Source organism: Flavobacterium pisciphilum (assembly GCF_020905345.1).
Taxonomy (GTDB): Bacteria; Bacteroidota; Bacteroidia; order Flavobacteriales; family Flavobacteriaceae; genus Flavobacterium; species Flavobacterium pisciphilum.
The window spans coordinates 4,276,227-4,293,526 of the sequence record NZ_JAJJMO010000001.1; the positions used below are offsets into that span (position 1 = coordinate 4,276,227).

General features: G+C 32.6%; 7 protein-coding genes. All 7 read right to left on the reverse strand.

The genetic code is table 11. The annotated features are described in order from the left end of the window. Positions 1-60 precede the first annotated feature (60 nt). The 7 genes from LNQ49_RS18235 to LNQ49_RS18265 all read right to left on the reverse strand — a co-directional run bounded on the left by LNQ49_RS18235 (position 61) and on the right by LNQ49_RS18265 (position 17,167). Positions 61-1,365, reverse strand: a complete 1,305-nt coding sequence (locus tag LNQ49_RS18235) for an IPT/TIG domain-containing protein (RefSeq protein WP_229990438.1) — start codon at positions 1,363-1,365, stop codon at positions 61-63. A gap of 25 nt (positions 1,366-1,390) precedes the next feature. Then, positions 1,391-2,227: a hypothetical protein gene (locus tag LNQ49_RS18240; RefSeq protein WP_229990439.1), complete on the reverse strand. Its 837-nt coding sequence runs from the start codon at positions 2,225-2,227 to the stop codon at positions 1,391-1,393. Positions 2,228-2,559: 332 nt separating this feature from the next. Beyond that, positions 2,560-3,813: a hypothetical protein gene (locus LNQ49_RS18245; RefSeq protein WP_229990440.1), complete on the reverse strand. Its 1,254-nt coding sequence runs from the start codon at positions 3,811-3,813 to the stop codon at positions 2,560-2,562. 305 nt (positions 3,814-4,118) lie between these two features. After that, positions 4,119-4,769, reverse strand: coding sequence for a hypothetical protein (locus LNQ49_RS18250; protein WP_229990441.1), 651 nt, complete (start codon positions 4,767-4,769; stop codon positions 4,119-4,121). Position 4,770: 1 nt separating this feature from the next. Continuing rightward, complete coding sequence (locus LNQ49_RS18255) at positions 4,771-9,828, reverse strand: fibronectin type III domain-containing protein (RefSeq protein ID WP_229990442.1); 5,058 nt, start codon at positions 9,826-9,828, stop codon at positions 4,771-4,773. A gap of 3 nt (positions 9,829-9,831) precedes the next feature. Next, positions 9,832-15,096 carry a T9SS type A sorting domain-containing protein gene (locus LNQ49_RS18260; protein WP_229990443.1) on the reverse strand — a complete coding sequence of 1,755 codons (5,265 nt, stop codon included), beginning with the start codon at positions 15,094-15,096 and terminating at the stop codon, positions 9,832-9,834. Positions 15,097-15,100: 4 nt separating this feature from the next. Continuing rightward, a complete protein-coding gene (locus tag LNQ49_RS18265; RefSeq protein WP_229990444.1) occupies positions 15,101-17,167 on the reverse strand; it encodes a fibronectin type III domain-containing protein in 2,067 nt (688 codons plus the stop codon). Positions 17,168-17,300: the final 133 nt, after the last annotated feature.

The following is a 17,300-nucleotide window of genomic DNA, read 5'->3' on the forward strand; positions in this document are numbered from 1 at the left end:
AAACAGTACAGCTTTTTAGGGCTGTAATGTTTTTATTATACAGTATTCTATCGCTAAATATTACAAATAGCGTTTGATAATCTTATCTGTAGAAAAAGCCCAAACAACATTGTTCTTATATGAAATATTGCGGATAGGTTGGTCGTGTGTGTAGTCAAGAGTCCAAACACTACCACCATTAATTGTTTTATAGATTTTATTATCTAGAATTGCCCAACCTGTATTGGCATCTTTAAAAGTAAATTTGGTAAACATCTCTCCATTATAAATTTGAGACCAAGAGTCACCTCCATTAATGGTTTTAAACAACTTAACATCTAGTAATGTATTTAGATATTTATTGATTAAAAGAAAACCATTTTCAGAATCAACAAAACAAATTTCTCTAGCGTAATAACCTGCAGGTTCCTTTACAAAAGGATACTCTTTCCAACCGTCTGTTGTGTTGTTTTTGAATAAGATAAAAGGCTGATTGATATTACCTTGTTCCTTATATCCAATTGCCCAAATATGGTTATTATCAATTTCTGTTGCTTGATAAAGATTGGCTCCATTACCTTCTATTTCGTAAACTTTAGTAAAATTGACTCCATTTGTTGTGGTAAATACTTTTCCTTTTTGAGAGACAATTGTCCCGTCTTTCATATTATCATCTACATAGATAGAATAAGCAGTTCCTACTTTGTTATCTCCAAAATTGGCAAATTCATCTATACCAAGATATCCACCAACTGCTATTTTAGAAATTCCAAAACCAGTATGACACCATCCTTCATCATTTATAGTTGCATGAAATCCAGCACCAAAACCATTATTGGCCCAATCTGTCCAAGTAATACCTCCATCTAAAGTTCTAGAGAGACGTGCACCACTTTGAGTGTAATATAAAATCTTATCACTTAACATTTGTATGCGAGGAATTGCAGAGTCACTTTTTCTATGTATTGGAATAGTGAACCAGCCTGTAGTTGATGGAATTGGTAAAATCCCAATGTTGCCATTATAAGTATTTTTTACATCATTAGTTACTATTCTGTTTGCAATTGTTAGAACTAATGATGGTAATAGTTTTTCCGTAGCTGGTAGTGTAAATGATATTTCGCTGGCAGTAGCCGAAAGAATTGTTGCAGGTACCCCATCAAATGTTATTTTTATATCACTTACTTTATCCGAAAAATTTTCACCATAGATACTAACAGTTTCTCCAGTTTCTCCAGCATTTTTTGAATAGGATGTTACTTTTGCTGTTTTTATCACTACAACTGGTAGCTCTTGAGTAGACGAATCATTTCCTGAATCTGAACTACAACTATTTAGCGTTAAAAAAAGTTGTAATGCTGCTAATAGTAAAATTCTCTTTTTCATTTTTATTTAATTTCTGTTAACTTAATTATTTTCTTTTCTCCAAATATTGGCTTCCTAAAGTATATCCGTTGCCAACAAGAACCCTTACAATATTCATAGCTGTAATATCCTTGCTCATTCTATATCCAATCGGATTACCTCTATTGTCAAAAGTGGCTTTAAAAACCTTATTATCAAACGTAATAAGTTCTTGATTTAAAAATTTATCATAGCCTGAAACCATAGCTGATTTAGCAAACCAGGTAGCAATTTTATAATTATCTAAATCCATAACTTCATACATCAACTCTCCATTAGTTGCTAGCGATGTCATCCTGATATAACCAATTCTTTTATCATCAGGATCCAGGTTTTGTGCCTTTATACTATAAATAACCCCTGTATCGTCAATTGCTAACTGATAGCTGTTTATCAAATTGCTCATTATATCCGAATCGTTTTTAATACCTAAAAGGTTTTCAGAAACACCTGTTGATTCTCCATTAATAAATTTTTCCACTGCTTCTGTATTTAAACCATCAGTATTTAAATAATTATGTTCTATCAACGCATTTACAACACTCTTCCCATTATTAAAAGGATTGAACTTTCCTGATGTAAAAGCAATTTCATTGAACTTTCCTGTTGTTTCATTTCTTAACTCTATCCACGGAATAGCTGCCGGATCAGTAACTTTTTTTAACTCTGCTGTGATCGTATAGTTTTTGTCAAGATTTGAAATTTTAAAAAGTGGCTTTTTACCTTCTATATATCCAATTGTTTTTTCATCCAGCTTTATGTCTCCTTTGTCAATCTTGATTTTTTGTGCAAAACCGCAAATACTGATTAGTATAATTATTAGGGTTAAAATGTTTTTTTTCATGTGTAAATGCTTGTTTTTAATTTTAATATCATATAATAATTGTGATTACGGTTTAATTTTTATATTAGCTTTTTAATTTATAAATGTGGTATTATTTAATCAAAGATTTATAAGTTTTCACTCATAAATCAATCTTCTGGATATGAGTCATGAACTTAAAAATCTAGCAATGATACTTCTCTTCATTTTTTAATAATTTCTAGACACAGATCGATTTTGTTTTTTAATTATTTTTTTCTTTAGATTGACATAAAACCTCGCATTTCAAGCATACATGCCACACTAAAAGCTTTACCCCGCAGCTGTGACGGCAGGGGATATTTCTATAGTTCTTATTTTGTAAAATAGATATCGTAACCAGATTCGACCTTCTTTACTTGTACATTTAACGTTTTCTTTAATTCATTAATGCCATAATTATCAAATACATATTCTGTTTTATAGAAGAAGTCATAGATTACTCCTTTTTTAATTTCATTATGCTCTTTAATTATTATTTTTAAATGAAATTCAACATTCTCAATTTCTGTAATTAAATCGCTATAATTCCTTATATCATTTAGTTCATCATAAGTCAATTTCAGTTTTTCATTATCAAAATCAATACAGCCATTATAAAGTAAATTTCGATAAGTTGGCTCATCTGCTAATACAATACCGAAATCACAAATATTAATTGAAATCAAATAGAATTTTTTTTGAACGTAATTTATTAGCAATAGAATTTCATTTAAACTTTCAATAAATTTTTCACCGTCTATATAATCACTATATCTTCGGAAGGTCATTTTTTTTGATTTATCATTAATATTCAAAGTTAATTCGTAGTTTTCTGCAGTATCTTCGATAGATAATAATGAAAAAATAATTTTTTCTTCTAATAAATTAAAGCTTTTAATAAAAGTCTCTAAGTAATCTTTACCTTCCCAAATACAATCTGGCACATCAAAATAATAATAATTGTTATCTACTATATTATCTATTTTTTCTAAACCATTATAATAGTATTTGTCATCATTTAATACCAGTTTGTCTATATCAAGATAGCGATCTATTTCACTATTTATCACTAGTGGTTTACTATTAGAATCAATATCAATTAAATGTATATCTTCTTTTCCTTCTTCTACATATAAAAATATATTATTGTTAAGTTTTGCAAAAGGAATGATTTTAGAACAATTTATTACAGGAAACAAATATCTTTTTATATGTTCATCAATTTCTTTTAGAATGAAGTATGGATTACTAAAATTATCTCCTTCTCTAATATGATAATCGATAACTTGAAATGTGCCATAACATGGTATTTCAAATTCTATCTTTATTTTGTTTTTTAATTGGAATTCAAGTATTTTCCTAATGGCATTTGGTATAATTCTATTGTTGCTTTTTTCAAAGGTATTTAATTGCTTGTTTTTTAATAAAATAACTATTTTAAAAAACTTAACTAGAATAACAAAAAATCCATAAATTATAAAAAATATGCCAAGATACTCCCAAAATAGCTTACCAGTATTGTGTAATATCATACCAAGTATTACAAGTACCAGACCAATAAAAATATTAATTATTTTATTTTTCATTTTCTAATTAAATTTCAATATAGAATTATGTTTAAACCTTTACTCTTTGCAAATTTCACTTATAATAATCATAGCCTGTCGAATTACCAAAACCGCTCATCAACGAACCCTTTTGTGTTATATGTTCTACTTGAAATACTACCAGGATCTGATTTATATTCAACCATTATATCTTTATCAAATCCCCCGCAATTAATACATAATACATCAATGGAACTATTGGCCTTGCATTAGGTATAGAATGTTCAAATTTAATTTTCTTCTCCTTCGTAAAATTTGCACCAATCTTTTACTATATCTTTCATTTAAATGGTTAACTGTTTATACTCTTTAAAATCAAACCCTTGTAATTTTGATTCCTCTAATGTTTTTTTCAATTCTTCACTTATTAATATAAGTGGAGTAATATTACTTAGGCTTAAAATGTCATACTTAGGAAAAGTATCTAATAAGACTAACTGTTTTATTTGAATATCTTTTTCAAAATTTAGTTCTCCTTCTAATTTATGTAGCTGGTCGACTGAAGAGACATTAAATTCTTTTAATATTGTGAATGGCCATTTTTGAAATAATTCAAATGTTGTTTTCTCAAAATCAACATAATTTATAAAACTATCTATAAAGTGAAACCAATAATATTTTAATTGTTTATTATGATATACAACTTCAATAGGATAAAAACGATGCGGGGGCAATTTAAATTTACAGAGTAAATCTTTTAATTCATCATCAATTGTAAGCCCTTTAAATCCAGGCAAAGAATGAAGTAAATTAGTTGCTACAGCATTATTTCTAATCTTTACACTGTAGGTAGGTTCAAATTCTGGAAATTTATTCCAAAAGACATTCCAATAAGAATAAGGAGATGATAAATTGTATTTTTCTGATTTCTCAATCTGAGGATATTCTCCAATAACATTTAGTTCATCTGTATTAAAAAAAGTGTAATATTTCATTTTAATTAATTCCGTATTTAGGGTTTATAATTTCTTTAAAATATGTATTTAAGTTTTTTGATGTAGAATTTTTTGCATTAAAAATTTCAGCTTTTAATTCCGGGATTAATTGTTTCTGTATAAAATCGTTACATGCATCTGGACTTAAATTTCCTTTCTCCATAAATTTATTCAATCTAAATTCAATAAAATTATCGTACGCAGGATGATTTTGATGTAAGCCTACTTGCAAAGCTTCATCATAATGCTCAAGACCCAATATACTTTCGGGTAAATTAGGATGGTAACCATTTCTTGCCGCTGCTTGTACAATAGGATGCTCACATCTACCAAGTGGTAAAACGTGATGAGCATCTATACCTGATTTCGTTCCTAAGAAATTTTTAATCTGAGATCTTAAATTTGATTTCGCAGCATCTGATGTAAAATCTATACTACCATTTACTACCTTCCACTTTAAAATCATGGATTTACTACCAAGTGAAACCTTTCGTGATACCTGTTTCACTCCATTTGCCAACTCTCCTGCTATATTATATTTTCTAACTCCACCCACCAAGCCTTCAGCAAATTCGATAGCATCATCGGTTATTTTTCCAACTTTTTCTAAACCTTCATCGGAACCAAGTATAACAGGTGTTTTTTCTCCATTAATTTCAATTTCTAAAATTCTATTTCCATTCTCATCTAATGGTAATTTTTCTATTCCTCCTTCAGCATTTATTGCTTCATCAACTTTAGATTTTAAAGTCTTTATTTCATCTTCCGTAAATTGTGCTCCTTTACGAATTAGTTTTATATCTAAAATTGGGAAACCACAATATAAGTTAGATGAAGGTCTTATTACAAGTCTGCTATCTCTTATAAATTCTGCACCTTCTCTTAAAACAAATTTAAACGCTTTACCCGAAGTGTTTAAAATGGGCTTAATAACTTTTCCTGCAAATTTAGAAACCTTGCTAATTAATGCTCCAACAGCGTCTAATTTATCTAAGGTCTGGAAGAAAGTGGCCAATCCTTTTGCTTCACCAGCTCCATAAAAACATGAAACGACTATGAATCCAACTTCACCAGTGCCATAAGAAACCATACAGGGGTTGGATGTATATTTATTCCATTGTTCACTTGCAAGGGTTTCAATAGTTTGCCATTCAAACTTTGAGAATGCTGTTAGTAAATTGGTTCTAGTTTTGTCTTCATTGGTAATTAACTTAATAATCATAGATGCTCCTTCAGGAATACCACCTACAGCACCTACAAATCCATTCCAAATACCACAAGTAAAAGCAAAACTTGCACGACTAGATGAATATTTATCAGTGTAAGGATTTTTATTAGTTATTATACTAGTTAATTTATCATTTAGAACAGTTAATGTAGCATAAGAATAGACCTGTGCCGGAAAGGAGTTATAATCAGTTACATCAGGATTATAAAAACGTTCAGGTATTACAGTTTTACCAATAAGACCAGCTAAACCATCCAACATCGCTGTTAAAGGATTAAAAGCAGTATATTTACCGTCAAATTTAGGTAATACTTCACCTAATAGCTGAAGATATTTGTTCATCTCTGTACTACCTTTTCCTTCTATTTTATCTCCTAAAACAGTTTTTATAGTTGCTTTTCCTTTTGCATCAAAATCAATCCAAAGCGCAATTTCCAATCCTTTTACACTAGCTAAGTAATCAGTTACTTCTTTACGTTTGGCAGGAAGTGTTTGAGTATCCGTTAAAAATATTTTAGTCGCAATGCCAGAATCAGTTTTGATACCTGCCATTTCAGAAAGAATTTTATTTTTTTCTTTCTCTGTAATAATAGCTGAATAGTCGTAAACATGACTTTCAGCTGCGTTTACATCTACCGGATCATTTTTGTAACCTTTATTCGCAAGTTTTCCTAAGTTTTCTACATAATTAACATAACTAACGTCTGTTCCATTACCATCTCCATCATAATTACATCCATTGCAGGCTACATAGCCCCAAAAAGTAGTCCTATCTTCTTTCTCGCGTCTAAAGTTATCTTTAGTAGTATATTTATCTATAAAGGCACTTAATTTTTCTGGTACCCTACTATCAAGTACTACCTTTAGTTCCTCATTGTAAATGGTTTTAAGATATTTATGTTGGGTAATTGATTTGTCATTATCAAAAAATAACCAAATTATACTCTCTTTTAAAGTTGGTTTGGAAGTTGGTAATTCAAAAACATCCTTTTTGTCTGCATCATTAACATACACTTTGTTTGTCGCATCCCATTTGTATGTTTTTTCACCGTTTTTAAATCCGCCCACGAATCCTTTTTCAGCAACTTCAAGGTAAGCTACTGTTCTTTCGTCTCCATTATTAACAAAAGTCCAATTTGGTGCAATACCAAAACCTTTTGCTAACTGCCCACTAGCTTGACTCTGAAAAGCATACAACTTAAATGCAGGATCATTGATTTGTTTCCAATCCTGATGATTCAGGATCGTTCCTGAACTATAGTCCATTAAGAAATCGGTACCAGATTCTGAAGTTTTATATTGTTCAAAAGGATGTTCTAATTTAAAGATTCCATGACCTAACTCATGTGCAGCCGTTTTATTATTTGCTGAATTAAATACATAACCGAATTGACCATTCAAACGCATATAACCATCTTGCCCAGTACTTGAAGCTTTATCGGTTATAAACAACACATAACTATTAGCTGTACCTTGATACAGGGCATTTATTTTTTGTTGCTCTGAACTATAGGTCGATGTAAGTGTATTCTTTTCAGTCTGAATTTTATTGACAGTATCTGGAACTACACTGTCAATTTTTAATCGGTCTTCTTTCGTAAAATTAATTTTTACCCCAACTTTATTATAAATTGCCTGTGTATTGGAAATAATTGCATCGACCTTACTTTGCGAAATTGCGTAAGTAGGCACCAGCGCTACATTTACTTCTTTTGTAGAAATATGTACGAGCATAAAAGCACCTATAACTTTCCATTTATTTCCTTGTTTTATAGTCGCTAATATTTGTTCTTCGGCATAACTCAGGTTTCCTTTTACCGTTAGTACAAAGACATTATCATTTTTTGTAAAGTTGATTTTGGCACCATTTTGGGTTTTAAAAACAATACTATCCGCTTTTACATTCGTGTCTGTAATGTTAACTGTAGCCAATACAGTATCCGTATCACCATTTAAAACTGCTTTATAGGGCAAGGCAACGTCACCTACTTTTTTGTATAACTTTTGTAAAGCGGTAGCTGCGTTATTTGGCATTACATCAAAAGCATATTTACTTCCGTTTCCTGAAAAAGCAATCGAGATTCCTTTGGCAGTAAATGCTGTGACCTGACCACTTTTATCTACACCATCGGTATTCTCAGGAGTTGGTTTTCCTCCCGCTGCGGGTTCAGTAGGTTGGTTACTTCCATTACCATCTTTGTCTACAGTATACGTATTTCCTTTACTATCAGTAATGACAGTATCTTTTCCTCCTGGAATGGTTACTTGCTGTCCATCGCTACCATTTACAACAATATCTCCATTGGGATTAATAATAATGTCTTTGATCTCAAACGGAACCGTTTCTTCTATCTGCCCACCCTGACCTTCACCTGTGAAATCTTCTACATCGGTAACATTTTTCCATTCGGGATTATAACTCGTTTCAACGATACCACTAATTAACTGATAATCGGTATTAACTACGATATTGTTAAATTCAACAGCAATCTTAGTGTCTTTTAGATAAGGCACAATAATGTAACCTCGACCGGAGTATGGGCTGTTTTCGCCTTTGAGTTCAAGAATAGTTACCGGAAAATCTCCAGCTTTAAACGTTTCACTTTGTATTAAATTGGTAAGCGGTTTTTGATTCTGAATATTAATTTGGGGTATGATACCACAATTATAAGCAGGAACACCACTAGTTTCTGTTAGCGTTGTAAAGGTGCTGATTCCAGAATAGGTAAACGACTGAACGCCATCTGTTGCAGGATCACAACTTGAACCAACTCTAAACTGATAGGTTATACCTGGCTCTAAATTGGTGATTAAACTTTGCGTGTTTAAACTATTTATCGAAAACCATTGCGCATTACGAACATTTTGTTTTTTATATTGTACCTGATAACGGGTGTGTTCCGGTATTCCTTCCCATGTGATTTTTACACTTTTAGAACTTTGAGATTCGCTTAACAAAAAGGAAGGAGCAGGGCAGGAAGCAGTATACTTAAAAGAATAAATTTCACTATATCCATCATTCTTAAACACAGCGTTCTCTGAAAGTCCTGTTGTCGAAATTGCTCTTACGCGCCATGCATAACGCATTCCCGGTGTAAGAATAGGCATGCTTAAATTATATAGTAAAGCAGTTCCAAAAAGTGTTTCCTCATATAATAAGGGAGACATCTGAAATGCAAACTGCGGATCTAGTGTAGGATCAATAAGCCTTTTTAATTCGAACTTATAGGAGATATTAGTCGCATTCATCTGGCGTGGTGTCCAGGTAAACATAATATTCGGGAAATCGCTTGAAGCTATTTGCTCATTTTTTTGTGGCGTATTTAAAAGTGGAGGATCATTTAAAATCAAATATAGACTCGCACAGCTTTTTTGTGATATTCTTTGATTAGTCATATAATCAAACATCTCGAAACAAAAACTGTACATGCCTTCTGGTAATCCGTTGGCATATTGTAATGCTGTAATTCCTTGCAGGTTTTCTAACCTAAATAAGGCTCCAATATCACTATTGGTTAAGGTCTGCAATTCGCCTCCATTGATAAAAATGGGGCGTTGTCCTACCATATAATCGCTGGTTTGTATATTGAGCCCGTTACCTTGTATGTGCAGTTTTAAGCGTACTTGTCGTTGCGATATCGTAATATCGGTAGGGTTGATTAGCAGTCGCATTTTAGTATCCATACTGGTTGCGTAATCGGATAATTTGACACTGTATGGACTATTAAAAACAGGTGTTAACTGGACAGGGAATAATTGGGCATAAGCCCCTCCAAGTCCAGAAAAAGATACTACAATAAAAAGGATAATATGATTGAAAAAGTTTTTCATTTTCTAATAGATGATAATTTTTTTAACAAGCGTTTGTTGTTCTGTTTCAAGCACCAAAATATACATTCCAGACGGCAATGAAGTGTTAAAATCGACTTCGTACTTTTTCTTGCCTGAATCTTTTTTCTGCGTGGTAAATTCTCCCGTAGTTGAAAACAGCCTTAAATTTATAGCACTGTTATTCTCTAAAGTCACAATTGCTTTAAAGTTTCCGTTACTCGGATTAGGTGTTACAATAAAATCAATGATAAACTTAGAACCAATAGCTGCATTAGGAAGCGTGCTTCTTTTTTCTACTGTAATATTTTTATTGTATGTGGCAAAGCAGTCTCCCTGTGTTTGTTGTAAACCTATTGTATAAATACCTGTAGTATCAAATTTAAGTGTAATATATTTTTCTTTTTGCTCTACAATGCTAACACCCTTAGGTAGTATCCAGTGGGTACTTTCTCCAAAAGGATTACTAGTATTTACCAAAATAACTTCTTCATCTGAGTAAGCCTGAGAGCTGAGTAAAAACTCAGAACTGATTACCATCTGATTTGTTTTTATTATAATTTCGTCCTCTCCAATACAACCTAAAGCTGAAGTTACTTTTACAGTATAAGTTCCAGATTTGGTCAAACTTACTTTTGCCTGATTTGATGTAAAACCATTTGTAGAAGTCCAACTGTATTGTGCTTTATCATCTGAGATTGTAACATCTAAATCTAATACCTGATCGTTGCATAAAGTTCTGTCTTTTCCTAAATCAACCACAATTGGGTTTGGATCTTTTAAAATAAACTTCTTTTTGTACACACAACAATCCGTGCAGGAAATAGTTACTTCATAATTTCCAGCTACCAGATTATTTAGATCTTTGGTAGTAGCTCCTGTGTTCCATAAAAAATTATAAGGTAAATTTCCACCTGTAACATTTAGTTCTATTGAACCATCATTACCACTATAACAAGTTGGATTTGTTACTGTTTCCGTAGTGAATATCCCTTTCGGATCACCTACAAAAATGCTCCCCTGAACAACACAGCCTTTTGCGTCTGTTGCAATTACAAAGTAGTTGTTTGTTGTTATGTTTTCAATTCTTGCCGTTGTTTCACCATTTGTCCACTCATATGTATAAGGCGGAGTTCCACCGGAAATGTGTGCTTCTGCCCAACCATCATCTCCATTGTTACAACTGGCATTCCCTTTTGTAAAAGTCAGATTTAGTTTTGCTGGTTCGGGCATATACTGAGTAACATCTACTTCTTTTACTAAAACATTATTGACATACGTTCCGAGTTTTATTCCGTTGGCATCTTCAATATTTAAGGCATACGTTCCCTCAGATAAGTTTTCGGCTGTTTCATCCTGATCGTTCCAAATAGTCCATGAACCATCTTTTTGCTGTTTCTTCCAGGTATAAAAATAGGGTAGTGCGTTATTTTTGTCCGCCTTTAACTGAATTCCTCCCTTGACATGGGCCACTAAAATTCCGTCCTGCGATTCGTCTCTTTGGTTGTCTTGTGGATTAGCATCGATCTCGTTTCCAAATTCATTACTTACATTACACGAAATAGTACGAACTACTTCAAAAGTAACTTCAAGCGGATCCGGATCATCCAAAGTTGTAATTGAATTTGCCACCGTACAACTTATTTTATTTGTTGCAGCGTTATAATTAGCATCACGAACTGTTAGGCTATAGGTTTCCTCAGGAAGCCCGTTTAGAGAGATAGTAAAAATGCCATTACTAAAGCTCGTTGTGGTTGTAGTTTGTGTTATTCCTGTACTATTTTTCCATTCAAACCAATAGGAGTTGTCTGGTAAAATTGTTCCACCTGTAACTTCTACTACAATTTTTCCATTAGTCGCTTTATAAAAAGTAGGATTAAAAACTTCTGTATATTTTATAGCAAGTGGTGCTACAGGTTGCAAGATAGTAACACTTTCCTGTGTTGTACAGCCTTTAGCATCTGTAATAAACACCCAGTATTTACCTGCTTTTAGAAACGTATTTTTATCAATATCTACTTCATTAGACCATTTATAGTCATACGGAGGCGTTCCTCCCACAACGTTTGCTGTAGCCCAACCGTCATTTCCGCCATTGCAAAAAACATCTCCATGTGTTATAGTAACAGCTAATTTTGGAGGTTCCTGCATTAATTGTGTAACATCAATTTCCTGTGTGAGTATATTATTAACATAAGTCCCTAACATGATTCCGTTTCTGTCTTTTATATTCAACGCATAACTTCCATGAGAAAGGTTTGAGGCTGTTTCACTTGTGATGTTAGGTAAAGCTATCCAGGAACCATCTGCCTGTTGTTTTTTCCAGTAAAAATAATAAGGCAATCCATTATTTACAGAAGACGCCAGTGGAGTTCCACCAGAAACATGAGCGACTAAAATACCATCTTGCGACTCGTCACGCTGACCATCTTTTGGCGTAGTGTCTTTATCATTACCAAACTCATTATTTGTATTACAAGAAATAGTACGAACTATTTCAAAAACAACTTTTAAAGGATCAGGTTCCGTCAATACGACTTTTGACTCTAATACGGAACAATTAATAATTTGATTTGTTCCCTCGCTATAATTTTTATCCTTAATCGTTAAAAAATAATCATCGGCAGGAACACCATTAAGAGTAATAGTATAAAATCCATCTTTTAATTCTGCAGTTGTAGTTTGTAGCACTCCTGTGGAGTTTTTCCATTGATAATAATATGATTTATCATCATTTGGTGTTCCTCCTGTTATCTTAGCTACAATTCTTCCATTGGTGGCTCCTGAAAAAGTAGGAGTAAAAATGTCTATATACTCAATTGCGACAGGAAATTCAGGTTCACTTATTACAATACTCCCTTTTGTAAAACAGCCTTTTGCATCAATAACTTCAACAGTATAGGTACCTGCAGTTAAATGAGATATTTTATTAACGTCAATAATTCCTTCACCTGTATTGTACCAAGTATAAGTATAAGGACTAGATCCTCCTGTGACATTTGCTTGAGCCCAGCCGTTATTGCCTACATGACAAGAAACATTTCCAGAATTGAATGATAATTCCAATTTAGTAGGTTCTACCATTTCTTTTGTTGTTGGAATTGCTGTTACTAAATCTGTAGTATTATAAGTTCCTTGTACTATGCCGTTAGCATCAATAATATTTAATGAATAGTTTCCTTGCGAAAGATTCTCAGCTGTTGCTGTTTTATGTTCTGACAATTCCTCCCAGAACCCTGTTATAGTATTATATTTTGACCAAATAAAGGTATAGGGTAAACCATTATTTGCTGCTCCCGTAAATTGAATACCGCCGCTTACTGTTGCTTTTAAAATTCCGTCTGAGAATTTATCTACATCTGATTCTGAATTTTCAGTGTTACAAGAAATAGGTTGTGTTTCTTGTAAAGTAATTTTAATTTTTTCGGGCTGCGTTAATATTTGAGAGGACTCGATAATAGAACAGCCTTCTTTATTTATGGCGTTATTGTAATTTTTATCTTTTACAGTTAGTTTGTATTCTCCTTCAGGAGCATTTTCCAATGTAATATTGTATGTATTATCGGCAGAATTATACTGAGCTGTTGCAGGCATAACAACACCAATACTATTTTTCCATTCAAAACTATAGGATTTGTCATCATTAATAGTCCCACCAGATATGGCGGCAACTAATTTTCCGTTGGCCGCTCCGTAAAAAGTTGGATCATTTTTGAGGGTGTAGTTTATGTATACAGCATTCGCAGGTTGCTCGATTGTGACCGACTTTGATAATTCGGCTCCTAATTCAATTTTCCCATCAACCACTTTCTGAATTTTGGCAACACAGCCATTCATGTCTTTCACATTTATAGCATAATCAATAGATAGACCAGAAATGGGATATAAACCATTTATAGTATGAGTATTACTATTGGTATTGCTAAAAGGAATCCATGTGGTCCCATTGTCAACGGAATATTGATATCCTTTTCCTGTTCCACCTGATGCATTTATGGTTATTGTTCCGTCTTTACCGCCGTTGCATTTAACATTTGTTTTCGATAAATTAAAATCGACGGGACTAGGTGAACCAATTGTAAAATAAGTTTTGATTTCTGTTGGTACTCTTGTATTGTAGCCATCATAAAATCCAATCAACTGAAACTCATAGTTACCTCGGGCCAAATTGTTTCTAGTCATAAATTTATCTCCATCCATAACGACAGCTCCATTTACGTCTACAGGTGTACCAGTATCTGCATTAATTAAAGTGTAATTTAATTTCTCCTGTGGTAATAGTGATTTATCAAATTGTATTTTCACACTACCATCCTTGCTTTCGAAATCATAGCAGCTTACATTAGCAGGAAGAGCAGATGTTACTACAGGTGAGGTCTTTAAATATGTAAAAGGAATCTCGTTTGAATTCAAACTTTGGTGTGTTTTTTCTAATTCATCAGTATATGCTTCATTATAATGTGTAGTATAATTAGTAGCACAATTTTGGATACATTTAATCCAATTAGTAATTGGAAAACTAGGGCGACACTTACTGGTACATTCATTAACTTTATAATACGCTTCTCTACGAGCATATCCTTTAGCCAGTTCACTTCCTGCATTACAATTCATATTTACCCAAACGTAAATAATTTTACCAAAATCCTCAGCTTTTAAAAAATCTTCACCTTTTATGTTTAGAACAGGCTTATTATTAAAAGCTGCCGGAATGTCTTTTTCAGGTTCGGTACCTACTCTATACTTCCAATTGTAATAATTTGGAGTCAAATTATCGGGAAGTTCAATTTTCAAAACTCCAGTATCCCCCAAATATTGAGGCTCCGCTGGTTTATTAATAACAACAACAGGTTTAACGGTAACTGTTAATTCACGCAATTCACTTCCTGCATTAGCTTGATAAGATGAGAAACAAGTATTGGTAATACTCACATTATCATAATTTCGGTTTGGTCCGCCATTACAACCAAAAGTAGTTTCCCAACGAACTACTTTATGGAACTCTAAATTAACAATAGGATTATTTTTAGTAAAAGTTTCTTCATGATCTACTGGTTGATAAATTTTTCTTCCTTGAAAAAGATTAGAATGATTCCCATCCTGATAAGTTGCTCTGATATAAATTAATCCATCAATATCTCCGCATCCGTCACTATCTCTACTTTGATAACCTACAATATTTAACTTATATTTGGTGTCCCCAACTAAATTAATCTGTCCATATCCAAATACAGAAACCAATAAAATTAACAATAAGTAAAACTTCTTCATAGGCTTAATATATAACTGTTAGGGTTTCGACTTTTGAAGGGCTATCATTTTCTAAATTAGGAATTAAATGATATTCATATTCCGAGTTTATATTTAAATTTTTATCTTCTATAGTAAATACAGTACCATTTAATTCTTTCCATAATGTTGGCGGCGTACCTTTTACATTTTTATAAATACTCAAACTGATTACTTTGTCCTTACTTTTATTATAATTCCATGTTAGGACTATTTTTTTATTCTCTCGATCAGGCAGTCCTTGCAAAAATGTAATTATTTTTACAGGTGTAAAATCCAAAACTTGTACCGTTATTATAGAATGATCTAATGATGACCACAGATTACTTTTGTCCCTAGCTAGAATAGCGTATTGATATGTCTTTTTATTCTCTACCCTGTCATCTGTATATTCCTGAATGGTGTCGTTTATTTGTTTAATCTCCAGCCACTTTTCCTGTCCTTTTTCTCTCCTTCTTAGACTATATCCTACTACATCTTCACTAAAACTGCGTATCCACTTTAAGTGTACTTTTCCATCTTTATTATCATAGTCTTTAAAAATGGGTGCAGCAGGGGGAATTTTATCGGGTTTATCTAAAACTAAAATATCTGATGGTTCTGAAATATTAAACCTCATGTCCTCTGCAGCAATTCTATAATACACTTTACTATTTGTCATTTTAAGGCTCACACTGTCTTTGTAATTATTGCCTACATAGGATTTATGATAAATATCTACAAATTCTTCACCAGCATTATTGGCTTTTAAAATTCGGTATCCACGCAAATCTTTTTCCTGATTTGTTTTCCATTTCAATCGCACCATTCCAAGACTATCAATTACACCTTCCAGCCCTATTGGTTTTGCTGGTGGTATAGAATCTACAGGTTGAACCAACATACTCTGTGAGGTTAAGCGCTGATTATTCTTACCAACTACAGATATGGTAAAATAATTAGATTGAAATAAAATTTCTTTATAATTGAGTTTTCTCTCCGATGGAGGAATCATTTTAGAAACTACTTTATAGGGACCTTTATCATTATCCGATAGGTTAATTTCATAGCCCTGAATAAAGCCTTCGGACGCTACAGGATATTCCCATTCCAAATTAACTTCATTAGAGTTCACTATATTATAATCTACAAGCCTTGCAGCGGTAACGATAGCAGCCACTCCAGTTGCAGTAATTGGTTTTGTTACTTCTCCCTTTTCTCCAAATGAAGTTATACCGTATAATCTATATTGATACATTTTATTGTTTACACTAAGCGTATCAATATAATACATGGTTTTAGATGGATGTTCGTCTTTATCATTTAAGTTTACTAAAGGTGTAGTTGCTATTGGAGTATAATTGGTCCCATCAGAAGATTTTTCGACCATAAAAGAAGTATATATTCTTTTGAATGTTTCGTAATCCCAGGAAAGCAGTACTTTTTTATCATCAGGAATCGCAATAAAATCTGTTGGTGCGGGTAAAACACTAAAGTCTTTTAAACCGATCATATAAGAAGATTCTTTAACTTTTGGGCTTTCAAAAACACTTACCTGATAAGCATACACTTCATTGACTTTAACGTTGGTATCTACAAATCCCCAACCCGCTTTTACTGCACCAGTAAAACTCATATCGGCTGCATATAAAGCAAAAGTATACCGTTGATCCAGCTCATCAGCCATATTTACTATTTTAGCAAGTTCCCCTTCTTTGGCACCAGTTACCTCAAAACTTTCTCCGTAGATAGATTGTGCAATTATAGCCGCATTATTATCTTTTTGTGCTAAGTCAAGCCATGAATCCAGAGGTTCTGGAAGAAGTGGTTTTGGTGTAAGTACCATTTTTTCGGGTTTAGGCAAAATATTCCCATCTCGAAGTATTGTAGTTCGGGTAATTACAAATCCTTTTTTATTTGCTTTTTGCCATTCTATTGGAGAATTAATAGCCCAACGAATCAAAATCTTATCTTTTTGAGCCCTGGCATTGACCATGACTTTTGCGTCTTTGCTTTGACTGTAACCTAATGAACACGTAATAATTAGTAAGAAAAGTAATTTTATCTTCAACATTCTATGGGTTTATTTAAAAAGCTACAAAACTAGCTTTTTAATATTTAATTAATAATATTTTTACGTTAAAAACTCCCTAAACAAAGGGTTTTTGAAGTCTTTAGATAGAGGGAGATTTCTGTTTAGCAAAGTC

Excerpts from the sequence above, each read along its gene's own strand:
- LNQ49_RS18235 (WP_229990438.1), bottom strand. The coding sequence starts at position 1,365 with ATGAAAAAGAGAATTTTACTATTAGCAGCATTACAACTTTTTTTAACG.
- LNQ49_RS18240 (WP_229990439.1), bottom strand. The coding sequence starts at position 2,227 with ATGAAAAAAAACATTTTAACCCTAATAATTATACTAATCAGTATTTGC.
- LNQ49_RS18245 (WP_229990440.1), bottom strand. The coding sequence starts at position 3,813 with ATGAAAAATAAAATAATTAATATTTTTATTGGTCTGGTACTTGTAATA.
- LNQ49_RS18250 (WP_229990441.1), bottom strand. The coding sequence starts at position 4,769 with ATGAAATATTACACTTTTTTTAATACAGATGAACTAAATGTTATTGGA.
- LNQ49_RS18255 (WP_229990442.1), bottom strand. The coding sequence starts at position 9,828 with ATGAAAAACTTTTTCAATCATATTATCCTTTTTATTGTAGTATCTTTT.
- LNQ49_RS18260 (WP_229990443.1), bottom strand. The coding sequence starts at position 15,096 with ATGAAGAAGTTTTACTTATTGTTAATTTTATTGGTTTCTGTATTTGGA.
- LNQ49_RS18265 (WP_229990444.1), bottom strand. The coding sequence starts at position 17,167 with ATGTTGAAGATAAAATTACTTTTCTTACTAATTATTACGTGTTCATTA.